This is a genomic window from Aeromonas sp. FDAARGOS 1404, from assembly GCF_019047085.1.
Lineage (GTDB): Bacteria > Pseudomonadota > Gammaproteobacteria > Enterobacterales > Aeromonadaceae > Aeromonas > Aeromonas veronii.
Genome location: NZ_CP077237.1, coordinates 2,935,748 through 2,960,971 on the forward strand (window position 1 = coordinate 2,935,748; position 25,224 = coordinate 2,960,971).

At 60.6% G+C, this 25,224-nt stretch carries 30 protein-coding genes; 12 read left to right on the plus strand and 18 right to left on the minus strand.

Going from position 1 to position 25,224, the window contains the following annotated elements:
* Positions 1–49 precede the first annotated feature (49 nt).
* From I6L34_RS13615 to I6L34_RS13640, 6 genes are all read right to left on the minus strand, one after another.
* Positions 50–952: a hypothetical protein gene (locus tag I6L34_RS13615; protein ID WP_216954844.1), complete on the minus strand. Its 903-nt coding sequence runs from the start codon at positions 950–952 to the stop codon at positions 50–52.
* Positions 953–963: 11 nt separating this feature from the next.
* A complete protein-coding gene (locus tag I6L34_RS13620) occupies positions 964–1,731 on the minus strand; it encodes a hypothetical protein (protein ID WP_005343119.1) in 768 nt (255 codons plus the stop codon).
* Between the two features lie 12 nt (positions 1,732–1,743).
* Positions 1,744–2,286: a hypothetical protein gene (locus I6L34_RS13625; protein WP_216954845.1), complete on the minus strand. Its 543-nt coding sequence runs from the start codon at positions 2,284–2,286 to the stop codon at positions 1,744–1,746.
* A gap of 23 nt (positions 2,287–2,309) precedes the next feature.
* Positions 2,310–2,594, minus strand: a complete 285-nt coding sequence (locus tag I6L34_RS13630; RefSeq protein ID WP_005343121.1) for a DnaJ domain-containing protein — start codon at positions 2,592–2,594, stop codon at positions 2,310–2,312.
* Positions 2,595–2,887: 293 nt separating this feature from the next.
* Positions 2,888–3,640, minus strand: coding sequence for an SDR family NAD(P)-dependent oxidoreductase (locus I6L34_RS13635; RefSeq protein ID WP_216954846.1), 753 nt, complete (start codon positions 3,638–3,640; stop codon positions 2,888–2,890).
* Positions 3,637–4,515: an NAD(P)-dependent oxidoreductase gene (locus I6L34_RS13640; protein ID WP_216954847.1), complete on the minus strand. Its 879-nt coding sequence runs from the start codon at positions 4,513–4,515 to the stop codon at positions 3,637–3,639. The genes I6L34_RS13635 and I6L34_RS13640 overlap by 4 nt, the downstream gene beginning before the upstream one ends.
* A 130-nt stretch (positions 4,516–4,645) precedes the next feature.
* Here I6L34_RS13640 and I6L34_RS13645 point away from each other — a divergent pair, with 130 nt between their 5' ends.
* Positions 4,646–5,470: a LysR family transcriptional regulator gene (locus I6L34_RS13645; RefSeq protein WP_216954848.1), complete on the plus strand. Its 825-nt coding sequence runs from the start codon at positions 4,646–4,648 to the stop codon at positions 5,468–5,470.
* Positions 5,471–5,546: 76 nt separating this feature from the next.
* Here the strand turns inward: I6L34_RS13645 and I6L34_RS13650 are convergent, their stop codons facing one another.
* The 4 genes from I6L34_RS13650 to I6L34_RS13665 are packed head-to-tail and all read right to left on the minus strand — an operon-like array spanning position 5,547 to position 9,292.
* A complete protein-coding gene (locus I6L34_RS13650; RefSeq protein WP_216954849.1) occupies positions 5,547–6,062 on the minus strand; it encodes a protein disulfide oxidoreductase in 516 nt (171 codons plus the stop codon).
* Between the two features lie 3 nt (positions 6,063–6,065).
* Positions 6,066–6,809, minus strand: a complete 744-nt coding sequence (locus tag I6L34_RS13655) for a DsbA family protein (RefSeq protein ID WP_005354886.1) — start codon at positions 6,807–6,809, stop codon at positions 6,066–6,068.
* Between the two features lie 9 nt (positions 6,810–6,818).
* Positions 6,819–8,861 (minus strand): protein-disulfide reductase DsbD, encoded by a 2,043-nt coding sequence (locus I6L34_RS13660; RefSeq protein ID WP_216954850.1) that lies wholly within the window; start codon positions 8,859–8,861, stop codon positions 6,819–6,821.
* Between the two features lie 53 nt (positions 8,862–8,914).
* Complete coding sequence (locus I6L34_RS13665) at positions 8,915–9,292, minus strand: hypothetical protein (protein ID WP_005335876.1); 378 nt, start codon at positions 9,290–9,292, stop codon at positions 8,915–8,917.
* A 185-nt stretch (positions 9,293–9,477) separates the two neighbouring features.
* Here I6L34_RS13665 and I6L34_RS13670 point away from each other — a divergent pair, with 185 nt between their 5' ends.
* From I6L34_RS13670 to pspG, 4 genes are all read left to right on the plus strand, one after another.
* Positions 9,478–10,206, plus strand: coding sequence for a 1-acylglycerol-3-phosphate O-acyltransferase (locus I6L34_RS13670; RefSeq protein ID WP_005335875.1), 729 nt, complete (start codon positions 9,478–9,480; stop codon positions 10,204–10,206).
* Between the two features lie 210 nt (positions 10,207–10,416).
* Positions 10,417–11,079, plus strand: a complete 663-nt coding sequence (gene pspA, locus I6L34_RS13675; RefSeq protein ID WP_201995167.1) for a phage shock protein PspA — start codon at positions 10,417–10,419, stop codon at positions 11,077–11,079.
* Between the two features lie 2 nt (positions 11,080–11,081).
* Positions 11,082–11,288, plus strand: a complete 207-nt coding sequence (locus tag I6L34_RS13680; protein WP_005335873.1) for a PspC domain-containing protein — start codon at positions 11,082–11,084, stop codon at positions 11,286–11,288.
* 48 nt (positions 11,289–11,336) lie between these two features.
* Positions 11,337–11,555, plus strand: a complete 219-nt coding sequence (gene pspG / locus I6L34_RS13685; RefSeq protein WP_216954851.1) for an envelope stress response protein PspG — start codon at positions 11,337–11,339, stop codon at positions 11,553–11,555.
* 90 nt (positions 11,556–11,645) lie between these two features.
* Here pspG and I6L34_RS13690 read toward each other — a convergent pair whose 3' ends face one another.
* Positions 11,646–11,990: a GIY-YIG nuclease family protein gene (locus I6L34_RS13690; RefSeq protein ID WP_199427747.1), complete on the minus strand. Its 345-nt coding sequence runs from the start codon at positions 11,988–11,990 to the stop codon at positions 11,646–11,648.
* A 44-nt stretch (positions 11,991–12,034) separates the two neighbouring features.
* On the opposite strand from I6L34_RS13690, the gene I6L34_RS13695 reads away from it, so the two are divergent.
* A complete protein-coding gene (locus tag I6L34_RS13695; protein ID WP_108541231.1) occupies positions 12,035–12,769 on the plus strand; it encodes an ABC transporter substrate-binding protein in 735 nt (244 codons plus the stop codon).
* Here the strand turns inward: I6L34_RS13695 and rarD are convergent.
* Positions 12,751–13,641 (minus strand): EamA family transporter RarD, encoded by an 891-nt coding sequence (gene rarD / locus I6L34_RS13700; RefSeq protein WP_042052465.1) that lies wholly within the window; start codon positions 13,639–13,641, stop codon positions 12,751–12,753. The two genes, I6L34_RS13695 and rarD, sit on opposite strands and share 19 nt — an antisense overlap.
* A 99-nt stretch (positions 13,642–13,740) precedes the next feature.
* Here rarD and I6L34_RS13705 point away from each other — a divergent pair, with 99 nt between their 5' ends.
* Entirely contained in the window at positions 13,741–14,328 is a 588-nt protein-coding gene (locus I6L34_RS13705; protein WP_058057957.1) for a uracil-DNA glycosylase family protein, read from the plus strand.
* 3 nt (positions 14,329–14,331) lie between these two features.
* Here the strand turns inward: I6L34_RS13705 and I6L34_RS13710 are convergent, their stop codons facing one another.
* Positions 14,332–15,189, minus strand: coding sequence for a DMT family transporter (locus tag I6L34_RS13710; RefSeq protein ID WP_058057958.1), 858 nt, complete (start codon positions 15,187–15,189; stop codon positions 14,332–14,334).
* A gap of 91 nt (positions 15,190–15,280) precedes the next feature.
* Here I6L34_RS13710 and I6L34_RS13715 point away from each other — a divergent pair, with 91 nt between their 5' ends.
* A complete protein-coding gene (locus tag I6L34_RS13715) occupies positions 15,281–16,171 on the plus strand; it encodes a LysR substrate-binding domain-containing protein (RefSeq protein ID WP_075116033.1) in 891 nt (296 codons plus the stop codon).
* A gap of 9 nt (positions 16,172–16,180) precedes the next feature.
* On the opposite strand, the gene znuB is transcribed toward I6L34_RS13715, so the two are convergent.
* Both znuB and znuC read right to left on the minus strand, forming a co-directional pair.
* Entirely contained in the window at positions 16,181–16,960 is a 780-nt protein-coding gene (znuB, locus tag I6L34_RS13720) for a zinc ABC transporter permease subunit ZnuB (protein ID WP_005354863.1), read from the minus strand.
* Positions 16,961–16,981: 21 nt separating this feature from the next.
* Positions 16,982–17,758, minus strand: a complete 777-nt coding sequence (znuC, locus tag I6L34_RS13725) for a zinc ABC transporter ATP-binding protein ZnuC (protein WP_075116034.1) — start codon at positions 17,756–17,758, stop codon at positions 16,982–16,984.
* Between the two features lie 93 nt (positions 17,759–17,851).
* Here znuC and znuA point away from each other — a divergent pair, with 93 nt between their 5' ends.
* Entirely contained in the window at positions 17,852–18,790 is a 939-nt protein-coding gene (gene znuA / locus I6L34_RS13730) for a zinc ABC transporter substrate-binding protein ZnuA (protein WP_058057960.1), read from the plus strand.
* Positions 18,791–18,857: 67 nt separating this feature from the next.
* Positions 18,858–19,532, plus strand: a complete 675-nt coding sequence (locus tag I6L34_RS13735) for a transglutaminase-like cysteine peptidase (protein ID WP_058057961.1) — start codon at positions 18,858–18,860, stop codon at positions 19,530–19,532.
* Here the strand turns inward: I6L34_RS13735 and I6L34_RS13740 are convergent.
* Both I6L34_RS13740 and I6L34_RS13745 read right to left on the minus strand, forming a co-directional pair.
* Positions 19,527–20,468 (minus strand): TAXI family TRAP transporter solute-binding subunit, encoded by a 942-nt coding sequence (locus I6L34_RS13740; protein ID WP_058057962.1) that lies wholly within the window; start codon positions 20,466–20,468, stop codon positions 19,527–19,529. The genes I6L34_RS13735 and I6L34_RS13740 overlap by 6 nt on opposite strands.
* Complete coding sequence (locus I6L34_RS13745) at positions 20,465–21,763, minus strand: LapD/MoxY N-terminal periplasmic domain-containing protein (RefSeq protein WP_058057963.1); 1,299 nt, start codon at positions 21,761–21,763, stop codon at positions 20,465–20,467. The genes I6L34_RS13740 and I6L34_RS13745 overlap by 4 nt, the downstream gene beginning before the upstream one ends.
* A 260-nt stretch (positions 21,764–22,023) precedes the next feature.
* Between I6L34_RS13745 and mepM the strand changes: the two genes are divergently transcribed.
* The gene (gene mepM, locus I6L34_RS13750) at positions 22,024–23,361 is read left to right on the plus strand and encodes a murein DD-endopeptidase MepM (protein WP_005354854.1); all 1,338 of its coding nucleotides are present in this window, start codon (positions 22,024–22,026) and stop codon (positions 23,359–23,361) included.
* 71 nt (positions 23,362–23,432) lie between these two features.
* On the opposite strand, the gene I6L34_RS13755 is transcribed toward mepM, so the two are convergent.
* Positions 23,433–24,377: a D-2-hydroxyacid dehydrogenase gene (locus I6L34_RS13755; RefSeq protein ID WP_005363043.1), complete on the minus strand. Its 945-nt coding sequence runs from the start codon at positions 24,375–24,377 to the stop codon at positions 23,433–23,435.
* 162 nt (positions 24,378–24,539) lie between these two features.
* Here I6L34_RS13755 and I6L34_RS13760 point away from each other — a divergent pair, with 162 nt between their 5' ends.
* Complete coding sequence (locus tag I6L34_RS13760) at positions 24,540–25,121, plus strand: YjaG family protein (protein WP_005335839.1); 582 nt, start codon at positions 24,540–24,542, stop codon at positions 25,119–25,121.
* Positions 25,122–25,224 lie beyond the last annotated feature (103 nt).

Sequence of the window (25,224 nt, forward strand, 5' to 3'; positions counted from 1 at the left end):
CCCGGCGGGCCGGGCGTTGTGGTGCGACTGATGGGCGGCGAAAGCGGCCTTAGAAGTCGTGGTAGAGCGGCCAGCCGAGCAGCGGGTGCTTGAGACCGGCGCGCATCTCGATGTTGTCGAGCTTCTCCGGTGAGGCGTTCTCTTTTTGCAGCAGCTGGTACTGGCGCACAAAGCCGAGGGTATGGAGCAGGTTGGGCACAAAGCCCGGGCTCAGCTCCTGCCGCAGGGCGGCGGCCATGTCGGCGGGCAGCGCATTCAGCATCAGAGCCAGCTGGGCGGCGAGGTAGTCGGTGTCATACCAGCCCTCGTCGAGCTCAATTTCCCGCGCCAGTTTGCGCTTGAGATCCTGCTTCACCTTGAGCGGGGCGGCGCCACTGCCCTTGCCGCAGAGGATGCGGTAGAGCAGCGCTTCGGCCAGTTTGTCCTCCATGGTGGGGTGGTCGCTCTCGCAGGCGAAGAAGTGCTGGTCGATGAGATCCATCAGGCGGCTCTTGTTGTGCTCGGTCAGCGCCTTCTCGTACTCCTGCCACCCTTGCCACTCCTCCACATCGGGCGGGCTGGAGATCTTGTCCAGCAGGCGGGCATCCACGTCACCGTAGAGGCTGTTGCCAGCCTGCTTGGGGCTGACGGTGATGAGCATCGACCAGCCCTTCTGGAACGGCTTGATGGGGCCTTCCGGCGCCTGCAGCAGCGCCAGTGCCTTGGCCGGATCCCGCGCCGAGAGCTCCTGCAGGCCGAGGCTCACCACGCCGATGACGTCGTGGGCGGCCTGCTCCAGCAGGTGCATCTTGTACTTGTTGTAGTACTTGTCGGCGAATTTGAGGCTCATCAGCACCGCCTTGCCCTTGATGGCGGCCAGCTGTTGCTGACTCAAGAGTTCGTTGTCGCGGCCAAAGCGCAGCACCTGGCTCAGAAAGGGGCCCTGGTTGGCATCGCGAATGACTAACTGCATGAATGGGCTCCTTAATCCAGAAAGCTGAACATGTCGTCGACGTCGCCGTACTCGTCTTCCTCGACCTTGTTCTTCTCTTTGGCCTGCATCACCAGTTCGGCGGCAAACTTGTTGATGATGCCGTCCCAGCTGGAGTGCTCGTTGCGCAGCAGCGCCTTGATGGCTTTCTCCACCTCGGGGGCCAGCTCGCGAATGAGCATCAACAGGCTGCGCGGGTCGTCCAGCGCGTAGTCGTGGACATCCTCGCTCTGCTGGCGCTCGCTGTAGCGCAGGGACTCTTCGAGATCTTCCTCTTCGGCGTGCAGCACGTCGCGATAGCCTTCGTCCTCTTCATAGCGATCGCCGCGATAGAACTCGATAAAGGGGATGGCGAGGTAGAAGAGACCGGCCGGGTCTTCGGCCACGCACTCGAGGATCTCGCGCTGCTTGGCTTCGCTATCCTGGGTGCGGATCAGGTAGTTGAGGAAGTCGAAGGTGTGCTGTTGCAGCTCGTCGGCGTTGTTCTTGATCGCCTCTTCCCAATAGAGCGGCTGCTGGCAGACGATGTCGCGGATCCGCTCCGGGGTCATCAGCTCGGAGATGATGGAGGGGAAGGAGATATCGTGCTGGCCGTTAATCTGGGTCAGGGTAACGATATCAATGTTTTCAATCACTTCTGCCAGCTGGTCGTCAGACATGGTCTTGGCGATCAGCTCGAACTTCTCGCTGGCCTGCTTCGGCTCGATAACGGCCAGCTCTTTGATCTCGATGGCGGTAATTTCTATCAGACTGTTGCTCATGCCTTGCCCCAATTAGAAACGGACTTCGTCGTACATATCCTGATCGCCGTCGTCATCACCATAGCGGTCACTGCCGCCGTGGTAGTCGGCGTCGGCATCTTCCCCGTCTTCATCTTCTTCGTCGCGCAGCTCATAGTCGTCATCGCCGCGGTGGCTGCCGCGCGGCAGCGGGTTATCGAGCAGGAACAGCACGGCGCAGGCTTCCATCAGCTGATCTTCGCTCTGGGCCCGCACCGCCTTGACCAGCGGCAGGGCGGCGTTGTTGAAGCCGACGCTCACCTTGAACTCGTCCCAGCTTGGCTGCTCGCCGTTGGCGAGCCACTTGTTCCACTGCGACTTGGCCTTGGCCGGGAACTGCACCCGGCCATAGAGGGCCAGCGGCAGATACTCGGGCATAAACTCCAGCATGCTCATATCGGCCAGCAGCAGGCTCTTCATCTGGTCGGTGAACTGTTCCAGCCCCTTGGGGTCGTCCTGATCCCGGTAGGATTCGATGTTTTCGCTGGCATCGCTTTGCAGCGACTTGAGCCGCGCCTGGTCCCATCTCTTTTGCATAGTTGCTCTTTCTGCCTGCTGTTTCAGGGGTAGAACTGATCCCACATCTCCTGCATGGCGGAGGCGGGGTCGGTCACGATGACGTTGTTGAAATCCTTGATAAAGGCGGCCCGCTGTTTCGGATCGGACAGCACTTCATAGGCCTGCTTTACCTGGTGCAGCTTGATGGCTGCCTGCTCTTTCTCTTCTTCACTGGCCCCGTGCAGCTTGTCGGGGTGGTACTGGTTTGACAGCCGACGATAGGCTTTCTTGATGTCGTTTTCGCTGGCGTTGGACTTGACGCCCAGCACCCGAAAGTAGTTGTTCATGGCAGATCCTGCATCACTGGCATCATAGGATTCACGCTGCGAGTGCCTGATGGTGGGGATTGGCAAACCAGGCACGGCAAAAACCCGTCATTTTAACGGAAACAGCCCGCCAACGCGATGAGTTGGGCGATCAATTAACGGGCGAGATGAAGAGGTGTCAGTTGAGCGTCTATTGTTGCCAGTCGGTCTGGCCAGTGCAAGGGGCGGGCACGGGAAGGCGATGAAAAAATGGTCAGGGGTGAGTGTGGGGTGAGATGGCGGCGGCAGCGCAAATCGGGCTGCCGCCGCAAGGGTTACTCCTCCCAGAAGGAGGCGGAGGTGTGGTAGATCATCTTCTTGCTCATCCCGCCATCGACCACCAGATTGGCACCGTTGATAAAGTCGTTGCGAGGATCCGCCAGAAAGAGGCAGGCGCGGGTGATGTCGTCGGGGCGCCCGACCCGGCCGCTCGGGTGCTGGCGATGATCTGCCTCGGTCAGGGTGTGGTAATCCTCCGCCTGGATCCAGCCCGGACTGATGGCATTGACCGTGACGGGGTAGTCTGCCAGCGAGTTGGCGAGGGACTGGGTGAGAGCGACCAGCGCCCCCTTGGAGGCGCCGTAGGCATCCCAACCCGGTTCGTTCTGCTGCCAGCGGGTGGAGGCAATATTGATGATACGGCCATAGGGCAACCCGCGGTTGGCCTGCACAAAGGCGCGGGCACAGAGCATGGCGCCGCGCACATTGACCGTCATCACCTGATCAAACTGGGCTGCGCTCAGATCCTCGAAGCGGGTGTGGAACTTGCTGATGGCGCCGTTGTTGATCAGCAAGTGGATGCCGCCATGCTGCGCACGCACCTCGGCAAAGAGCCGCACGATGGCCTGCTCATCGCGCAAGTCGAGCGGGTAAAAGTGGATTTCGGGATGGTCGAAAGCGTGAGGGGCCAGATCGGTGGCGATCACCCGATAACCCGCCTCGGCCAGTCCGATGCAGAGCTGGCGGCCAATCCCGCCAGCGGCGCCGGTGACCAGTGCAATTGGGGTGTGGTTGGTCCGCTCGTTCATTGCGCCGCTCCGTTGCGCGCCCGCAGCACCTTGATGAGGGCCGACACCTCCTGCTGACCAAATCCTTGCGCCACCCCTTCCTCAAACAGATCGGCGGCAAAGCGCGGGAAGCGGCTGTCGATCCCGGCATCGGTGGCGTGACCGGCGAGGCGGCTGATGGCGGCGCTCCAGGTTTTCAGGCTGGCGTAGGGGTGATCGAAATCGCCGTTCGCCAGCGTCTTGCCAAGGTGGGCCACATCGCCACCGAGAATGGGCGAGAGCTCGCTGAACTGGGCGCACACCTTGGCCACCGGCAGCCCTTCCGCCTCACAAATGAGCGCGCCGTGCAGGGCCCCCAGCAGACCGCCAGCAAAGTAGGCGGCGACGGCACAATCTTGCGCCGCAGCGGCGCCCACCGCCTCGGCCACATGGTCGAGGGTAGGTGCGAGCAGGCGCAGTACCGGCTCGGCGTCGCTAAAGGCGGCGCTGGCGCCCGAGCAGATGATGCTGGCATCACTGGTACCGATCTGATCCGGGAAGCAGAGGATGGCGCCATCGAGATAGCGGGCGCCGCGGGCGTGGCTCCAGCTCTCCAGCGCTCTGGCCCCCTGCGGACTGCCGGTGGAGAGCTGCACCAGCAGCTTGCCCGTCACCGCATCGCTCGCCTCATCCAGCAACTGCTGGCTGACGGCGTAGTTATCGACGCAGACAAGGGTGATATCGCTTGCGGCGATGGCCGCGCCAACCGAGGGGGCGAGAGTCGCGCCCAGCGCCTGCAGCGGGGCCGCCTTGGCGGCGCTGCGATTCCAGACGGTGACCGGATGGCCCGCCTTGATCAGGGTGGTGGCGAGGGCGGAGCCCATGGCCCCAAGGCCGATGACAGAGAGATGGCGCATGATGGCTCCTGACAGTGTTGATAGACGCTGATATAGAAAATTGGGATGCCTTGTGGCAGGTAAGCCACTATATTTGCCCAGTGTCGCCGTGAAAAATGGCTTTTATGACTGTCTGGCATAGGTGAATTCTATGGATGTGCGAACCCTGCGTGCGTTTGTGGCTGTCTTCGAGGAGCGCAACATCACGGCGGCGGCCACCCGTCTTTTCATTACCCAGCCCACCCTCTCCACCACCATCAAGACGCTGGAGGATGAGCTGGGGGTGACCCTGTTTGTGCGGCAGGCGCGCGGGGTGGAGGGAACCGAAGCGGCGCACCGGCTCTATCCCCGCGCCAAGCGGTTGATCGCCGACACCGACTCCCTCGCCCGCGAGTTTCGTGAAACCTCCCCCTGCCTCGAGCTGACGGTGGGAATTGAGGCTGATCTGGGTGATGGCGTGGTGGGGGCGCTGGTGCAAGGGGCGCTCGCCCACGAGGAGATCCTGCTGACCCTGGAGGAGGGCTGTTGTGGCGATGTGCGGCTGGGGTGTGAATCCCTGCGTTGTGGCGACGAGCTCTTTATCCCCCTGCTGGAGGAGGAGTTCGTGCTGGTGCTGCCGCCGGATCACCCGCTGGCGGGCAAGGGGACGCTCACCCCGGCAGCGCTGGCGAACGAGCCCTGGGTCACCTGCCCGCGCCACGACTCCCACCTGCGGCTGATCGCCATTCTCGGCAATCAGGCGCCGCTCTATCCACGGAGGGCGGGGTCGCTGCGACTGGCGGCGACTATGGTGGCCGCCGGGGCGGGGATCGCCTGGTTGCCCCGTTCGCTTTGTCCGCCCGGCTGTACAGTCGCCGAGCTGGCAGCCTCTTCCTTCAAGCGGCGGGTGGGGCTCTGCTACGCCCCGGATGCGTTGCGCTCGGCAGCGGTGGCGGCCCTGCTGGAGCAGGTGCGCGGGATGCAGCTCCCCGCCTGATGTCGGCATAAAAATGTCTGCATAAAAAAGGGCCATCCGGTGGGATGGCCCTGTTGAAGGCAATGTTGTTGCGTGGCTAGAGCGATGCCCACCAGAGCCGCAGCTGCAAGCCCCACTTCGAGCTCCAGCCGGTGGTGCTGCTCACAAGCGTCCCATCCTTGATAACGAGGAACGTCGGGGTGACCCCTACCTGCCACTTGGCGGCCAGCGCTCCCGACTCGTCGTTGTGGGTCGGGAAGGTGAGCCTCTTCTTGCTCATCCCCTTGGCTAACTGCTCCGAATTGCCGGAGCGCAGCGCCACCGTCAGCACGTGTTCCCCCTCTTGCCAGAGCTGCTGTACCGCCGGGGTGGTGAAACGGCAGACACCGCACCAGCTGGCCCAGTAGTAGACCAGCAGCGGCTTGCCCTGACTTAAGGTAGCGAGATCCGTGCTGCTGCCATCCTGCAGGGTGACGGGGGCGCTCATCGCCCCCTCTGGCAGGGTCGGGCTGCGCCACAGATCGAGCAGGGTCGAGATGACCAGCGCCATCAGCAGCAGCCAGAGCGCCTCCTTGCCCCAGCGGCGCCAGCGGGGTTGAGGGTTGGTAGTCATCGCTTACCCCTGCTTGGCCAGTTCGGCCTTCACCAGTTGCTCCAGCTCCTCATAAGGAATGGCGCCAGGTACCAGCTGGTTGCCAATCAGGGTCGCCGGAGTGCCCTGTACCCCGAGGATGGTGCCGATGCGCAGGCTGTTGCGCAGCTCCTCGGTCGCCTTGGCGGCCGGTTTGAGCGCGGTATTGCCGGTGGCGGCCAGCGCCTTGTTGATGTCCGCCTCGGTCAGCATCCCCTGCTTGCTCATCAGCTTGTCATGCAGGGTGAGGAAGCGGGCGGGATCTTGCTGCCACAGGGTCAGGCTGTATTGGGCCGCCTTGGCGGAGGTCTGCCCCTTGAACGGCAGCAGCTTGATCACCAGCCCCAGATCGTCCGGATAGGCCTTGAGCAGCTTGGTCAGCTGGGGATCGAACTGCTTGCAGTAGGGGCAGTTGTAGTCGGTGAACAGCACCAGCGTCAGCTTGGGGTTTTTGGCTCCCAGACGTGGGCTGGTGGCGCTGTTGAACAGCACATCCTTGTTGCCCTTGATGAAGTTGCCAAGCTGCGCCTCCTGGGCAGCCGCGTTCTGCTTCTCCCAGGATTCGGCGGCCTCGTCGAGGATCTTGGGGTTGGCTATCAGAGTCTCGCGGATCAGCTCCTTGATGCGGGCCTCCTGCTCCGGGGTGAAGGGGGCTGCGTGCAGAGCCGGAGCCAGCAGGGTTGCGGAAAGGGAGGCCAGCAGGGTCAGGGCGCTAAGAGTCGGTTTCATGGTTGCTCCTTAAAATCGGGTGGTGCCAGCCTGAAGCAGGCCAGCCTTGTGCAATGTGGTCAGCAGATCGTCCTTGTCGAGCAGGGGTGACAGCGTGACCCCCTGCGGCAACTCCGGGCCGTAAATCTGGTTGAAGGGGACGGCCGCCGAGCCCCGCTTACGCAGGAAGGCGGCGATGGTGTCGCTTGGTTTGCTCCAGTCGCCGCGCAGGGCCACCACATCGGGGGCCAAGAGGGCCTGTTGTACCTCATCGCGCAGCAACACGTTGTATTTGTTGGCCTTGCAGGTAACGCACCAGTCGGCGGTGACATCGATAAAGACCCGTTTGTTCTGGGCCAGCGCATCTGTGATGGCGCGTTCAGAGAGCGGCTGCCAGACCACCTTGTCAACGCTGGCCGAGCCCTGTGCGCTAAAGGCACCGCTCAGCAGCAGGGGGCTGCCAATCAGGGCGGCGAGGGCGATCGCCAGCGTGAAGCCGCGCATGCCGTAACGCCAGATGATGCCACTCAGCAGCGCCAGCAGCATGGCAACCATCAGCCAGCCTGTGGCATAGCGGCCGAGATGGTTGTCGAGCAGACTGGTGAGCCAGAGGCTGGAGCCCAGCATCATCAGGCCGAGCAGGATGCGCAGATGGTTCATCCAGCGCCCCGGTTTCGGCAGCCAGAGGGCGAGCCGTGGTAGGGCTGCCACCAGCAGCCAGGGCAGGCTCATGCCAATTCCCAATGCCGTGAAGATGAGCCAGAGCTGGCCAAGTGGCGCCGCCAGCGCAAAGGCCACCGCGGTACCGAGGAAGGGGGCCGAGCAGGGTGTCGCCAGCAGAGTGGCGAAGCTCCCCTGCAGGAAGTGACCGCCGAGGCCGTTGCCGCCGCTGGTGGCGAGGCGGGTGCTGAGGGCGCTGGGCAGGCGGATCTCGAACAGCCCCAGCAGGTTGGCGCAAAACAGCAGGGTGACCAGCACCATCAAGCCGATAAAACCGGCGCTCTGGAACTGGATGCCCCAGCCGACGGCCCCTTGCGTGGCGCGCAGCAGGCTGCTCATGGCCGCCAACACCCAGAAGGAGGCGATGATCCCGGCGCTGGCGGCGAGGAACTGTTTGCGCACGGTTCCCTGTTCACGATCCTGATGTTGCAGCACAGTTCCCAGCTTGAGCGCCAGCACCGGCAGCACGCAGGGCATCAGATTGAGGATCAGGCCGCCGAGCAGCGCTGCTCCCAGCAGCCAGAACAGCGAATGACTCTGGTTGGGCAGTGCGAGTGGCGCGCCGATCGTCCCCTTGCCCTGCCACGCCTGTTCGCCACTGGTGAGCAGCAGGCCGAGGGATTGGCCACGCAGATCCGGCGCATCCCCCTGCCAGCCATCGCTCACCGGCACCCGGGCGATCAGGGTGTTGCCTTCGACCTCAAGCGCCGGTTTGCCAAACTCGGCACCCTCCAGAGCGTCGATAAAGAGCGCTGGTGATTGCCAGCCCTCTGCCCGTTCGGCGCGCAGTTGCAGCTGGTTGTGCTGATAACCGAGCTCGACCCGGGTTTCGGCAGGCAATTGCTGGGGCAGGGTACTCATCGCCTTCGCCCAGGCAAAGTCGAAGTCGACCGGGGCGGCGCCATCCACCGCGAGGGTGAAGGGGAAGTCGGTCAGGATGCAGACATTGCTGCAGGTGGAGAGGCGCAGAGTTCCCTTGAGCAGTTGCCCGGCGGGATAGTTGAGGCTTAGGGGGAAGGTCACATCCCCCTGATAACCCTGGGTGCTGAGCCCGGCTACCTCGAAGTGGCGTGGCACCGGCCAGCGCCACTGAAAGTCACCGACCGGTTCGTCCCACAGGATCTGGGGAGCAATGCCCCCTTCTCCCGGGCTGTGCCAGTAGGTTTTCCAGCCCGACTCCAGCTCGACATCGAGCAGGATGCGGGTCTGATCTGCCGTGCTGCGGTCGGCCTGCAGCCGTACCCGGGCGTGATCATTCTGTGGGCTGGTGAGCCAGCCCGTGTCGCTGGCCAATCCCATGGATTGCCACAGCAGACCGCCCAGTAGCAGGGCCGCCTTGAAGAGATTCGACATCTTTTGGGTCTCGCAAAAATTGAGTGACAGCTAACGAAAGAACGCAGCCGAACTCATTCCCGCCAGACGCACAGGGTGAGGTGCAGACGCCGCTCGGGCGGCGAGATGACTCTGGGAGGGGGCAGTGGCGGTGTGTAGCGCCAAAGGGGAGCCAGCAGGGCGATCAGCACGGCCACGGCAAAGAAGAGCTGTTCGACGCAGAGCAGGGTGGCGGCGCTTAGCCACTTGCCGTTGAGCTGGCAGCTGGTGGGTTGCGGGCTGGCCGGTTTGGCATCCTCTTGATCCGTTGCCGAGCCTGGAACAGGCAGCGCCTGACAGCTGAGGGCGTGATCGAGCAGGGCAAGCCGGGCCAGCGGCTGGGCCGCACAATTGAGCACCAGCAGGCAGACCAGCAGCAGGAGATGTTTCGCTACCCGTTGTTGCAAAATCATGTTCGCCCCGTCCATCAAGATGGGGCCATCCTAACGACCAATGGCGGGTGGGGCAAGTCGGCGGCGTATTGATGAGCAGTACTGTGGGGGGCGCGACGGGGAGGGTGGTCGGTTCTGTTTGGCGAACGCTTGTTCGCTAAAAGGGGGATCAGTATACTGCGCCGAGTTAAAACTCGAGGTGTTCGATGCTCAAAATTGCCCGTGTGCTGCTGCTTGGTCTGCTGCTCATTTTCTGGTTCCTGTTCGGCCTGCTGCTCTGTCTGGTTCGTCCGCGCCATCCCAACAACGTCTATGTCTTCGCCCGCATGTATCACGCGGTCTGCCCGCTGATCGGGCTGCGAGTCAAGGTGACGGTGGCCGACGAGGTCAAATCGGTCGGCCCGGCGGTCTACGTCTGCAACCACCAGAGCAACTTCGACATCTTCACCGTGACCGGTGCGGTGCAGCCCGGCGTGGTGGCGGTAGGCAAAAAGAGCCTGCTCTGGCTGCCGCTGTTCGGCCTTATCTTCTGGCTCTCCGGCAACGTGCTGATCGACCGCTCCAACCGCTCCCGTGCCATCGGCACCATAGGTCAGGTGGTGGATCGCATCAAGAACCGCGGCACCTCCATCTGGATGTTCCCGGAAGGGACCCGCTCCCAGGGGCGTGGCCTGCTGCCGTTCAAGGCGGGCGCTTTCCACACTGCGGTACAGGCTGAAGTGCCCGTGGTGCCCATCGTCTGCTCCAGCTACTTCGGTCAGGTCGACCTCAATCGCTGGGACAACGGCGAAGTGCTGGTGGAAGTGATGGCGCCGGTCTGCAGCAAGGAGCACGGTGCCAGCGGCATTCGCGATCTCTCCGACACCTGCCGCGCCCGGATGGAGGCCAAGCTGACCGAACTGGACAGCAAGCTGGGCCACAGCCACGCCGCCTGACGGATATCGCAGACGAATCGACAAGGGAGCCAGAGGCTCCCTTTTTTGTTGGTAAAAATCACCACCTGGTTGGCTATTCTCACCAATAAACGCTTCTTGAATTTCCTCGGTAAATTCCCATCTATATGTAAAATAACAATAATTTTTCTTGGCACGGCTCTTGTAATGCAATGGGAAGAGATAGCCATCCCATCAACAAGGAGCCAGACCATGAGCGTATTCAGCCGCCTGACCGACGTGATTAATGCCAACCTGCACAGCCTGCTCGACAAGAGTGAAGAGCCGGAGAAGATGCTGCGCCTGATGATCGAAGAGATGGAGCAGGTGCAGGTCGAAATGCGTACCCAGGCCGCCCGCGTGATTGCCGAACAGAAGCAGCTGGAGCGTCACCAGCTGGCGTTGCAGGCGCAGATCCTGGAGTGGTCGGCCAAGGCCGAGCTCGCCATCCAGAAGGGACGTGAGGATCTGGCCCGCGCCGCCCTTACCGAGAAGCTGGCGGAGGTCAAAAAATGTGAACAGCTGGAGCAGGACAAGGCCCGGGTCGCCGAGGTGCTGGCCCAGCTTACCGCCGATAGCGAGCGACTGGCGGCCAAGCTGACCGAGGCGCGCGAGAAGCAGAAACTGCTGACCCTGCGCGAGCAGACTGCCCACAGCCGCATTCGTGCTCGCGCCCAGGTAGACAACCAGCGGATGCATGAGCTGATGGCGCGCTTTGATGGTTTTCAGGGCCGGGTCGATCAGCTGGAAGCCCAGCTGGAGGCGGCCACCCTGGGGCAGAATCCCTCGCTGGAGGCCCAGTTCCGCGAGCTGGAGCTCAATGACGAGATCGAGCGCGAGCTGGCTCGTCTCAAAGGCCAGAAGGCGGAGGTGTAATCATGAGCCCCTGGCCCAAGGATCTGGTGCATCGCAAGCTGACCGGGGTCTGCGCCGGTATTGCCAGGCGGTTGGGGGTCTCCAGAGTCACGGTGCGGGTGGTGGCACTGCTCGCCCTGATCCTGATGCCGCCGCTGGCTCTGGCCGCCTATCTGCTGGCGGTGTTGGTGATGCCGCCCCGTTATGAATTGAAGCGCTGGCTGGATTGACCGAAGGGTTGAACAGTCGGCAGACAAGGTACTGATAAGGAGCAAGTTATGCTGGAATTTTTCATCTTGCTGGTGGTGCTGCTGGTCATGGCACTGACCGGTTTTACCCTGGTAGCCATGTTGCTGGTGAGCGCCCTGTTCGTGCTGCTTGGGGCGCTGGGCGGCATGCTTGCTCTGATCATCAAGCTGGCCCCCTGGTTGTTGCTGGTGCTGGCGGTTTGCTGGCTGATCAGCAACCGTAGCAAGCGTTCCAATACCTACCTCTAACCCGCCTGAGGTTGTGCAAGACGTTGTGTGATGCTCCCTGATTTCCCCTTTCCGGCCACTCATCGAGTGGCCTTTTTTTGCCTGTCGTCCTCAAGGCTGGGTGGCTGCGGGTAACCACTGGGGGCTCCAGCTCTGCCAGAGTGCCGGGCTTTTTATCAGCTGTTCCTTGAAGGATTTCGGCTGCTGCTTGAGGCGATATTCGATGCGCAGAGCCGCCCCCTTCTCGCCGACTTCCTGTTGCCACGCCAGCGTCAGTGGCCCCTTGCCGCGCAGGGCGCGAGCGCCCTTGCCACTCTGGTGCTGGCGCAGGCGGCGCAGCGGATCCGTGCTGATCCCGGTATAGAGCAGGCCGGTGGCTGTACGCACCATATAGACAGACCAGCGGGAAGGGGCGGAAGGTTGCGGCGCTGGAGTGGTGGTCGCGGGTTCTCTCATTCAAATTCTCTGTGCCAAACTCAGAGGCAGCTCAAGGAGGTGCGATGAGAGTCTGGTTTTGGTTGTGGTTACTGTTGTCGGTCCCGGCTCTGGGGGAGACGATCCGTCTCTACGATTACCATCAGCATCCCCCCTTCAACACCGGAGTGGATGCAGGGCTGAGCCGCGAGCTGGTCAAGTATCTCAATGAAAAGCTGGGGGGTGAACCCAGAATCGAGCTTTGGCTGGTCAATCGGGCCCGGCTGGCGCTGGAGATGGCGGATCCCGACTTTGACGGTCTGGTGGTCTGGGTCAATCCCGCCTGGGTGGGGGATCCCCATCGCGAGCGCTATCTCTGGACTTTCCCGGTGATGCGCGACACCAACGAGCTGGTCTCGAACATTGACAACCCGGTCACCTATCGCGGGCCCGACTCCCTCAAGGGGTTGGTGTTTGGCGGGGTGGAGGGTTACCGCTATCAGGGGATCGATGATGCGGCTGGCCGCGGGGAGCTGGTACGTCAGGATGCCAAGAAGGTGAAGACCAACCTCGAGCTGCTGGTGCGCGGCCGCATCGATGTGACGCTGGTGAGTGGTTCATCGCTGGGCTTTTTCATCGACTCACAGCACTATCAGGGCAAGCTGTTTATCTCACCCTTCCCCCAATCCAGCTATACCCGCCATATCCTGCTGCCCAAATCCCGTCCCGAGCTGCATGCCACCCTCAACGACATCGCCGAGCAGATGGACCGGGATCCCCGTTGGCACAAGGTGCTGGAGTCCTATCGCGGTACGCCCTGAGGGCGGCGCTTGAGCCGGTGTAGCGGCAACAGGCTCACCAGCAGACCAGCCCAGACGAAGGCGAAACCGACCGCCTTGATGGGGTCTGGCGCCTCACCAAACCAGTAGATGGCGAGCAGGAAGGCGAGGCTGGGCTCGATATATTGCAGCAGCCCCACCGTGCTCATCCGGGTTCTCGCCACCGCGTAGCAGAACAGTCCCACCGGCAGCAGGGTGGCGGGCGCACTGCCCATCAGCAGCAGCTTGTCGGCCAGATCTCCGTTCACGAATGCCCCTTCCCCGTGCCATGCCAGCGTGCCGATGATGATCAGCGCGACGGGCAGTTGCACCATGGCTTCCAGATAGAGGCTGGTGCCGGTGTCGTAGTGGATCTTCTTCTTGATAAGGCCGTAGCAGGCGAAGTTGGCCCCCATGATGAGGGAGAACCAGGGGAGCTGGCCGTAGCAGAAGAGCATGTAGGCGAGACCCGCCAGTGCCAGAGCGACTGCCAGATGCTTTTGCGGGGTGAGCCGCTCTTTGAGGAAGATGACGGCGAATACAATATTGAACAGCGGGGTCATAAAGAAGGCGAGGCTGGTGGTCAGCACCTGTCCGGTAGTGAGGCACCAGGTGAACATGCACCAGCTGATGGACATGACGGGGCCCGCCAACAGAATGAGGCCGAGCTGGCGTGGCTCGCTGCGCAGTTGTGCCCAAGGCACCTTGTGGCCAAGTAGCAAAAACAGGGCTCCCAGCAGCACCACAGACCAGAGCACCCGGTGGGAGATCAGCTCCCACATGTTGACCTCGGGCATGAATTGATAATAGAGCGGCAGCATCCCCCACAGGATGAAGGAGAGGGTTGCGGTGCCGGTACCTAGCCAGTTTTTCATTATTATCCGTTTATTAAATTAAACATCCATGGCGATAGTAGGGGGCGCGCCCTGTTTCCACAAGAGGGAAAACAGGGAAATGCTGGTACTATCAACGTCATGCAGCGAATCGATAAGTTGTTTGAGCAAATCAGGGCCTGCCGTCTGTGTGAGGCTCATCTGCCGCTGGGGCCTCGTCCGGTGATCCGCGGGGCCGAGAGTGCCCGCTTGTTGATCATCGGTCAGGCGCCCGGCACCCGGGTGCATGCCAGCGGTATCCCGTGGGATGACCCCTCCGGTGATAGGCTGCGCCAGTGGCTCGGGGTCGATAAGGCCACCTTTTACGACGAATCCCGCATCGCCATCATGCCGATGGGGCTCTGTTATCCCGGCAGGGGAAAATCCGGCGATCTGCCGCCGCGCCCCGAATGTGCGCCCACCTGGCACGACAAGGTATTGATGCTGTTGCCCAATATCGAACTGACCCTGCTGATCGGCCAATATTCACAAGCCTACTATCTGCGGGGGGCAGCCAAAGGGTCACTCACCGACACGGTGCGCAGCTGGGCCGACTATGGCCCCGGCTGGCTGCCGTTGCCGCATCCCTCCCCGCGTAATACCCTCTGGCTCAGGAGGAATCCCTGGTTCGAGCAGGAGATCGTCCCCCATCTGCAGCAAAGGGTCGCCCCGCTTCTGGGGAGACCCTGAGTATTAGAGCGCTGGCTCGGCCAGCGGTTTTGGCTTGCTGCGCGCCATGGCGATAAGTGGCAGGACGATGCAGATACAGCCCAGCAGCAGCGGCAGGCCCGGCTGCTCGTCAAACAACCATACCCCGATGGCCACCGCCATCAGCAGACCGGTGTACTCCGCCGAGGCGATCTTGCTAGCCTCCGCCTTGCGATAGGCCACCACGCACAATCCCGCATAGACCATGATCAGCGCCGAGGAGCCAAAGGCGGGCCACCACATCTGCCACTGCCAGTCGCCCCCTTCCCACCAGGCCAGCGCGAGAATGAAGGGCATGCTCAGCACGTTGGTGAAAAACAGGGTCTGGGCGATGGGCTGCTTGAGCGGGATCCGCTTGATCAGCAGATTGTTCAGTGCCATCGACAGCGCCACCCCGAGCGCCGCCAGTGCGGCCCAGTTCACCTCGGTCGGGCGCAGCACGATCAATACCCCGATAAACCCGATAACCGCAGTCAGCACCTTCTGGCGCGAGATCGCTTCCCCCGCCATCCACACTGCCAGCGGCACCATCATCAGGGGGGCGGCATAGAAGAGGGCATTGGCAGTGGCGAGCGGCAAGCGGGTGAGGGCCACCACCATCAGGCAGACGCCGACCGCCCAAATATGGGCCCGCAGCAGGTGCCACTTGATGGCCACCGGTGGGTTGCGGCGCCATGACCAGAGCAGCCAGGGCATCAGCAGAATGGCGGCCGAGAGCTGGCGGAAAAAGACAAACTGGAAGATGGGCTGATCCGGCTCCAGCACCTTGACCAGCGCATCGGAAAAAACCGCCACCATATTGCCCAGCACCAGATAAAGGATACCGATCCCTACTGCATTCATACCACCTCCCACTTCAGATGAGCGGAGGGTAGCGTGCCGGTTGATATCCAGTAAAATGATAAAAAATGACCACTCATGAGATATTTAGATAGTGAAGCTTCCTCCCCTGCGTGCGGTGCAATATTTCGAGGTGGTGGCCCGGCTGCTCAGCTTCTCCCGTGCCGCCCTTGAACTGAACGTCAGCCAGAGTGCGGTCAGCCACCAAATTCGTCTGCTGGAGGATTTTCTGGGTGAGCGCTTGCTGCTGCGTCAGGGGAGGCTGCTTTCCCTGACAACCCAGGGGGAGAGTTACTTTGAGGGGATTGCCGCCGGGCTCAGCCAGATTGCCCAGAGCAGCGAACAGTTGCGTGGTGGCGGCGAGATGCGAGTCCGGCTCGCGGTCTACAGCTCGTTTGCGGTGAAGTGGCTGATCCCCCGCCTGGCCGGATTGCGCCAGCTCTACCCCGAGCTGGATTTGAGTCTGGAGATGGTGGCGGAAGATCCCGAACTTTCCGATCGGGTGGCGGACTGCTTTATCACAGTCTCACCCCACGGGCGTGGCTACTGTCACGATCTTATCTATCAGGAGCGGCTCTTTCCGGTCTGCAGTCGCCGTCTGTTGCAGCAGGTTAGCGGGGAGTGGCCTGAGGCCATCTGGCAGCTGCCGCTGCTCTCGGTGCAGTCCATTTACAAGGCGCGGGGGGAGGATTGGCAGCGCTGGGCCAAGGCGGGTGGGCTGGTGATCCCGGACGAGGCGCGGATGCACCATTTCAGCCATGTGCTGTTGGCGATGGAGGCGGCAGCCTGGGATCAGGGGGTGGCATTCGTGAATGATTACATGCTGCGGCCCGATGATCCCCAGCTGGTGGCCTTGCCGGTACACCAGCTGGAGACGGGGGATGCCTTCTACTTCACCTGCAAGCGCTCGCGGGCTCATGAGCCTGCCATCAGCCGGTTGCGCCAGTGGCTGATGATGGAGACACGCCAGAGCATGCCGCTCTAGCCTGCACCGTTACGCTCTCTTGAACTGGCTCAGCACAAACAGGCTGGTGGCACAGACGACGACCGAAGGCCCAGCCGGAGTATCCTGATACCAGGAGAGGGTCAGCCCGCCGAGTACGGCGAGGCAGCCGATCAGCGCGGCAAAGCCGGCCATCTGCTCCGGCGTCTGACTGAAACGGCGGGCGGTAGCGGCGGGAATGATCAGCAGGGAGGTGATGATCAGCGCCCCGACAAACTTCATCGCCACGGCGATCACCAGCCCAATCAGCAGCATAAGCACGCAGCGCAGCACATCGACCCGGATCCCTTCTACCCGTGCCAGCTCTTCCGAGATGGTCATGGAGAGCAGGGGATCCCACAACCGCCACAGGGTGAGCAGCACCAGCGCGCCACCGCCGTAGATCCAGAGCAGATCCATCGGTTGTACCGAGAGCAGGTCGCCAAACAGGTAGGCCATCAGATCCACCCGCACGTTATCCATAAAACTCAAGGTAACCAGACCGAGGGACAGGGCGCTGTGGGCCAGAATGCCGAGCAGGGTATCGGTTGCTACCTGCTGGTTGCGACTCATGATCACCAGCAGCATTGCCATGGCGAGGCAGCAGACCACTACCGCCAGGGTGAGATCGACCTGCAGCAGAATGCCCAGCGCGATGCCGAACAGACAGGCATGGGAGAGGGTATCGCCAAAATAGGCCATTTTTCGCCATACCACGAAGCTGCCGAGGGGGCCAGCCAGCAGGGCGATGCCGAGGCCGGCCGCGAGGGCGTATAACAGAAAGCTGTCCACTTGAATGTCCTGTTGCTTGCGCTATTTGCTGTGAGCGTTGTTGCGAGAAGGCAGGCGGATGACGGGGGCCTGCGGTTCATGATGATGGTGTTCGCCGTCGCAGTGGTGATGGTGGGTATAGACCGCCAGCACCTCCTGCTCCGGTCGCCCGAACAGACGGGCAAATTCGGGGTGGCGAGTCACGCTTTCCGGCTCGCCATGACAGCAGACGTGGCGATTGAGGCAGATCACCTCGTGGGTGCTGGCCATCACCAGATGCAGGTCGTGGGAGACCATCAGCACGGCGCAATTGAATTCGGCGGCGAGCTGGCCGATCAGGGCGTAGAGCTCGATCTGGCCAGTGATGTCCACGCCTTGAACCGGCTCGTCCAGTACCAGCAGCTCGGGTTTGACCAGCAGGGCGCGAGCCAGCAGCACCCGCTGCATCTCACCGCCGGAGAGTTTTTGCATCCGGTTTTCCAGCAATCCCTCTGCGCCCACCCGGGCCAGAGCTTCCTCGATGGAGAGGCGGCTATTTTTGCCCAGTTGCAGGAAGCGACGCACCGTCAGCGGCAAGGTGGGATCCAGATAGAGGCGCTGCGGTACATAGCCGACTCTCAGATCGCGGCTGCGGGTGATCTTGCCTGAATCCGGCGTGAGCAGGCCCAGCACCAGCTTGCTCAGGGTGCTCTTGCCAGCCCCGTTGGGGCCGACGAGCGTGGTGATTTTGCCTTTATTGAGGGTAAAGGAGACCTTGTCGAGCACAGAGCGTCCATCAAACGAGAGAGAGACCTCTTTCAGCTCTACCAGTTGGCTCATGACAACTCCGGGGTTTACAGCTAGTGAGAGTTATAATATAACAAAAAGCGGCTGTTATATTATCACATACTCACCCCCTGACGAGATTCACCAATGAGAATTATTGCGCTTTTCACTGCCCTGCTGGCGGTGAGTTTGCCTGTTCGTGCCATTGAGGTACTGACCACCATCAAGCCCCTTGGCTTCATCGCTGCGGCGATCACTGACGGCGTGAGTGAGCCCAAGGTATTGTTGCCGACCGGCGCCTCTCCCCACGATTTCTCCCTGCGCCCGTCCGATATTCGCAGCATCAACAGTGCTGGGCTGGTGGTGTGGGTTGGCCCCGAGCTGGAAGGGTTTATGGCCAAGCCGCTGGCCAATCATCCCCATGCTTTGGCCCTGACTCAGGTTGAGGGAATGCCGCTGTTCAACTACGCGACTCAGGATAGTCATGACTCCCATGACCATGATGATCACGATCATGCCGCCCACGAGCACGGTAACCATGATCATGATGAAGGGCATGAGGGACATCATCACGAAGGGGTCGATCCCCATATCTGGCTTGGTCCGACGCAGGCCAAAGTGATTGCCAAGGCGATCGCAAGTGAATTGGGCAAGCTGGATCCGGCCAATCAGGCTCGCTATGACGCCAACCTCGCGGCATTTGATACCAAGGTGGATGCCAAAGACAAGGTGATTGCTGGTCAGATGAAGGCGGTGAATGAGAAGGGGTACTTTGTCTTCCACGAGGCGTATGGTTACTGGGAGCGCCACTACGGCATGAGTTCAAAAGGTCACTTTACCGTGAGCCCTGAGCGTCGCCCGGGCGCCAAGACCCTGGTGGATATCCGCAAGGCACTGGAAGAGAAGCAGGCGAGCTGCATTTATGCCGAGCCGCAATTCTCACCGGCTGTGATCGAATCGGTGGCACGCAATACCGGCGCCAAGGTACTGTTGCTGGATGAGGTGGGTGAACAGGTGCCACTCGGCCCGGATGGTTATCCCCAATTCATGCAACAACTGGCAGACGCATTCGCCCAGTGTCGCTGATCGCCTGCTGAGCCTCTCATCCGGAGGGACTATACTGACCTCCAGCATCTGACATGGAGTGTCCGGTATGAAATGGTTGTTGATCCCGGTCTGCACGTTGGCGCTATGTTGCGCCAACGTGCAGGCTTCGCGTCTTTCCGAATATATTGCCAGTCCGGATCTGCGGGCCAAGCTACAGGAAGTGTATGGTGGCCGGGCCATCCAGCGGGCCGAGGCATTCTCTCGCCTGCTCACTCCCAGAGCGGGAACCACGGATCAGCAGAAGATCGAGCTGGTGAACAACTACTTCAACAATCTCACCTACAGTGAAGACCCCAAGCTGTGGGGAGATGAGGATTACTGGGCCAATCCGCTGGAGTTCATCGGTGCCCGAGGTGGGGATTGCGAGGATTACAGCATCTCCAAGTACTACACCCTGATGGAGCTGGGGGTGGATGAGAAGAAGCTGCGGCTGGCCTACGTCAAGGCGGTGCGTTACAACCAGTTCCACATGGTGACGCTCTACTTCCCGACACCCAAGGCTGACCCACTGGTGCTCGACAACATCAACAGCCGGATCCTGCCGGGCAGCAAGCGTACCGATCTCATTCCCGTTTACAGTTTCGATGCCAAAAGCATCTGGATCATGAAGTCACGGCGGGAAGGAACGCTGGCGGGGAGTGCCGATCGGTTGGCGCAGTGGACATCGATGAAGACCCGTTTCTCCAGCGAGCAACTGCGCTCTCCTCGTCGTCAGTTATAGCTTGCCCGCCGCCTTCAACTCATCGAAATATTTCGCCGCGCCCGGATGCTGTTCAATACTCAGCACCGGGCCGGTTTTATTGCGTGCCCGGTGAAACATATTGGCGTAGCCATAAGTCTGCTCATTGAACTTGGTCTGCTGGGTCAGCATGGCCTTGGTCAGACGATAGACAGACTCTTCCGGCATGGTGGCATTGGTAACCAGGGCGGCGGCAATGGCAAAGGTGGGAGTTGCCTTCAGATTGCCGGGGTAGATACGAGCGGGCACCTGACTACGTTGGTAATATTTGACCCCTTTGAGTAGCTGATCACGGGTGGCCCCATCGATGGGGAGGAAACTGACCGCGCAGCGTTTGGCGGTGTCGAGCACAATCCGGTTAGGATGCCCCATCACCAGTGCAAATGCGTCGATCTGCTTGCTGCAGAGTGCATCCGGCAGGTTGGCCATGCTCTTCAGATCGAGATCCTGCTCTTTCGCTCCCAAGATGTTGAACAGGGTCAGCGCCGTTTGGCGGGTTCCCGAGTTCTTCAACCCCATGTCGATGGGGGCGAGCTTGAGCTGCTCCAGTGATGTGATATCGCCGTCGGCACGGATCACTATGGTGAATGGCTCGGCATGGGTGGCAAACAGGGCGCGCAGCTCAGGTTGCGGCTGGGTGGTAAAAGGGCCCAAGCCCCGACTTGCCTGATATAGCCAGTCTGACTGCACCATGGCGTAGGAGGTCTCGCCACTCTTCAGCCGCTTCAGGTTTTCTATTGAACCCGATGAGCTCTGCAATGTGCACGCAAGTTGCTCATCGACCTCATGGGCCAGACGGCAAAACTCTTTGGTTATCTGGTGATAAATCCCCTGCTCACCCCCGGTGGTGATAGTGACGGTTTCAGCCATCAGGCCGGGTTGCCACAGTAGGGGCAACAGCATGGCGAGCTTCTTCATGATTGCGCCTCCTTGGCATAACCATCGATACCCCAGGTCCGCAGTTTGTCGATGTCGCGACACTCTCCCGATTCTGCCAGCAGGGTATAACCGGCGGCATGCATGGTTTGGGAGAGCAGATTCCAGTAGAGCGGCGCATCGGTCAGCTGACAGCTGATAAAGATGGGATTGAGCGGGTCAAGTTGATTGAAGGTATCCGCATTGAGGGGAATGGCGCTGAAAGCGAGCTCACACCCCTGTTCCTGCAACGCAGCCAATGTGGCTTGGCCGTGGGCGGGAAAGGTGACCACATCCCAGCGCCAATCCAGTGTTTTGCCGCGGCCCTGGCTTAGCAGAGGGGCGATCTCGGACCATTGCGGGTGATTGAGCAGGGAGAGGGGCAGCAAGACCCCTTCTATATGAGAGTGCTGCCACTGTTGCAGGGCGCTCTGGATGGTTGCGAGATCGCTGTCGGCACCGAGGGGCTGGCTGGGCAAGAAACGCTGATAGAGCGCGATCTCCCCTTGTGTGGAGACAAATTTTTGCAGTTGCCCGCCTTCCGGCAGCGGGCTCACTCCTTGCAGCGGCTGTGGGGTCGTCAGTGGCAGCTGTTTTCCCAGCTGGGTGATTTTGAGTCGTTGTTGCAGCAGATCCCGTTTGCGTTCGGAAACCAATTGGTTGATGGAAAGTGCCACTTCTCTGAGGTCTTGCAACCAGGGAGTGGGCAGGGTGCTGTTGAACTGGTGTTTGCGGATACGGATCAGCTGCAGGTTGATCTGCTCCAGGGGCTGCAGCAGGCGTTTGCAGACCAGAGAGATGATCAGGGTAAATACGACGAGGCCCGCCAGCAGCGCCAGACCGGTGCGACTGATGGCATTCCACAGATGCTGATAGGCGTAGCCGCTATGCCCCTCAAGGGTCAGAGTGCCCAGCATGCGCCAGCCATCGGTCAACTCTTGCTCAATCTTGACGGGGGGCATGCCGATAACCGAGGGAAGCCAGCCGGGGACATTTTGCTGGGTAGAGTGGAAGACCTTCTGAAACAGCAACTGGCCATCAGGATCGATCAGGGTGACCGAGCTGACGAAGCCGCCATCGAACATGGCATTGACGATGGTCTCGGCCAGCACATTGTCGTCATTAAGCAGGGTTCCTTGCAGCACCAGCCCGAGAGCGGTGATGGCGGTTTCCAGGTTGGCTGACATCTGGTCGAGGATGGATTGGCGGACCGTCGTGACTTCCAGTGCAAACAGCAGCGCTGCACCGATCAGGAACAGGACGACAATTATTCTGATTAACAGTTTTGCTAACGACATATCCACTCCATGGAAAAGTTATCGCAACATTTTGGGTTTCTATTCAGTAGCGAATCCGACCCGGTTCTTAAAAATAGGAAAAAATGGTTAAAAAAGACGATCATTTCTGCCCATCCGGGCGGGTTATGCATAAAATGTGAGGTTCATGCAGATTGTGATGAACTATTTGTAACTATTTGTGTCCAACAAACAGTTTTATACGGTTTTGTCACAACTGACATCACAACTCACACTCTTTAGATCTAAATACAGGATAGCGGATGAAACGTCTCCGTCCCTTGGTAGTACAGGCTGCCAATTGGGAACCACCGGTTCCCCGCAAACACTTTTACGCCATGCTGATGCTGACGGCCATGACCCTGTCAGCAGTGGCATTATTGCCAGCTCCGGGTGACATCCTTGAGCGGCCGCTGCGTCTTGAGTTGCCCATTGATACCGCAGGTACGGCAACCAACGAAAACAACACCGACTTTAACGAAATCCCCGATCACGAACTGGTTGATCAGAGTGCGCCGGATGACGACATCCCGGTTGACACCACCCCCCAGTGGCAGGATTACCGGGTCCGCAACGGCGAAAACCTGACCGCCATTTTTAACAATCTCGGTCTCTCCACCACCACCCTCTACAAGGTGCTGGACGCCGATAACAAGAATTATCTGGCGCGCCTCAAGCCGGGCCAGAATATCGAGCTGCTGATCGATCAGGACAACATCCTGCAGCAACTCAAAATCCGCCTGAACATCAAGCAGACGCTGGTGATGGCGCGCAGCGACGATGCCTATACCGCCTCCATGATCAATGAGAAGGTTGAGTGGCAACCGCAGCGTTACAACGGCGTGATCAACGGCAGCTTCTATGTCAGTGCCCGCAATGCGGGGATTCCGGCCAACCATATCCAGAAAATTGCCAACCTGTTCCAGTGGCGGATGAATTTCGCCAAGGATCTGCAGAAGGGCGACAAGTTCAAAGTGCTGGTACGCCAGGAGACGGTGGAAGGCAAGAGCACTGGCAACAGCCAGCTGCTGGGTGTGGAAGTGACCAGCCAGGGCAAGACGGTGTCGGCCTGGCTCTCCGATGACGGCAACTATTACGACGGTCAGGGCAACAGTCTGGAGCGCGGATTCCGCCGCTACCCGACCCACAGCCGCTATCGGATCAGCTCCAACTTCAACCCGGCCCGCAAACATCCGGTAACCGGTATGGTGCGTCCTCACGAGGGCACCGACTTCGCAGTGCCGGTGGGTACGCCAGTGCTGGCGACCGGTGATGGTATCGTCCAGAAGGCAACCAGCCACCCGCTGGCGGGTACCTATATCGTCATCAAGCATGGCCGTACTCTCTCTACCCGTTATCTGCACCTGAGCAAGCTGCTGGTCAAAACCGGTCAGCGAGTGAAGATGGGCGACAAGATCGGCCTCTCCGGCAACACAGGTCGCTCGACCGGTGCTCACCTGCACTACGAGCTGCGGATCAATAACCGCCCGGTCAATGCCATGACCGCCAAGCTGCCGATGGCTGAACCCCTGAGCGGCAAGGAGCGTCGTCAGTTCCTTGCCAAGGTGAAGAGCTACCGCAAGGAGCTGGCCGCGGGTTGATTCCTGTCGTCACAGCCTGAAATGAAAGGCCCCGCCAGATTGGCGGGGCCTTTTTACATGCGCAGTGAGGGTTAGTAACCCTTGTCGAAGTCGATCTTGCCATCCAGTGGCTGGCCATCGATAAAGCGGATGTAGTTGCGCACAAAGATCTGGGCTACATCATCCGGGAAGCTGTAGGCGCTGTTGTGGGGGGTGACGATGAGGTTGGGTTGGCCCCACAACGGACTGTCGGCGGGCAGCGGCTCCTGCTCGAACACATCCAGCACCGCCATCGCCAGCTTGCCGGTACGCAGTGCGGTGAGCAGATCGCCCGAGTGCACGGCGCTGCCACGACCGACGTTGAACAGGATGGCGCCCGGTTTGCAGTGTTCGAAGCGGGCGGCATTGAACAGATGACGGGTATCGCGGGTGGCTGGCAGCACGCTGACGATGACATCGGCCTGCGCCAGCATCTTGTTGAGCGCAGGTAGTTGATAAACCTGATCAAACCCGGCCCGCTCCCGACCGCTGCGGCTGATGCCCAGCACCTTCATGCCAAAATGTTTGCCGGTATGGGCGATATGCTGGCCAATGCTGCCGGTCCCCAGGATCAGCATGGTGCGCCCCTTGAGGCCCTGATAGGGGTGGCTCTGCCACAGTCGCTGTTTCTGCTGCTCCCGATAAAGGGGGATTTGGCGCATCAGGCTGAGCAGATGACCAAAGACATACTCGCTCATCAGCGGGCCGAAGATGCCGCGCACATTGGTGAGTTGATAGTCACGGCGACTGTCAGGGTCGAGCAGCACATCGACTCCCGCATAGGTGGACTGGAACCAGCTCAGCTTGTTGGCTTTGGGCAGCAGCGGTTTGGCACGGGCCGGTTCGGCCATCAGAATATGGGCTTCGCCGATCAGCTTCTCGGCATCGCTCTGGTTATCGGCTCGCAGAATGCGCAGATGGGGGAGATTGGCGGCCTTGAGCAGCCGTTCGTAGTGAGCATTATCCTGGCTGAGCAAAAGAAGGGTACGTTGGCTCATACTCTTGTTCCTTATCAGAATTTGCGGCGCAACAAGATGCCGCTCTCGACCCATCTTACCTGACTTCATATCGCAACATAGCCGACCAGGGCGCTTTTTCGTTTTCGCCGCGCGCCTCGTGGGCTACAATCTGCCCCACATTTTGCAAAGGATCCGACTCCAGTGTTTGGTGACAAGTTTTATAAGCGACTGGCCGAGCTACAGCCTTGGCAACAGACCGTCTACACCCTGGCGCTGGCAGAGCGCATGTACCCCAACTATGCCCTGTTCTGTCAGGCCTCCGGCTTTGGCAATGCAGGCGCTTTCCGGCATGCGCTGGATCAGATGTGGGTCTACCTCACCGTCAAGGGATCCCGGGTCAATCTGGGGGCCATTCTCGAAGAGTTCGAGTCTCACATTCCGGATCCCCGCAAGTTTGAATCCTACGGTGCCTATCCGGCGCTTGATGCCTGTGTTGCGCTGGGCTGCGCCTATAACTCGGTGATCTGCCGGGTTGGCGAAGAGGCCAACGATGCCAGCCATGCGTCAGTCGGTACCGTGGCCGGGTTTATCGAGCTGCTGGAAGAGCGGGATCTGACCGAAGAGGAGCTCTACGAGCACGAGTACATGGAAGCCGAGCTGGAGTTCCAGGTTGAACTGCTCAAGCGGGTCGCCCATGAACGCGACAGCGATCGTATCCTGGCCATCAGAGTATTCGCCTCTCAGGATGGCGTCTCCAATATCGGGATCAGCCTGGAAGAGTAATTCTCTGCGGCCCCTGATCGAAAAAAGCTCCCGTTCGGGAGCTTTTTCATATGAGCTGCAGCTCTGCCTGTCATTGGTTTTTATAGGCGCAAATCTCCCTTTA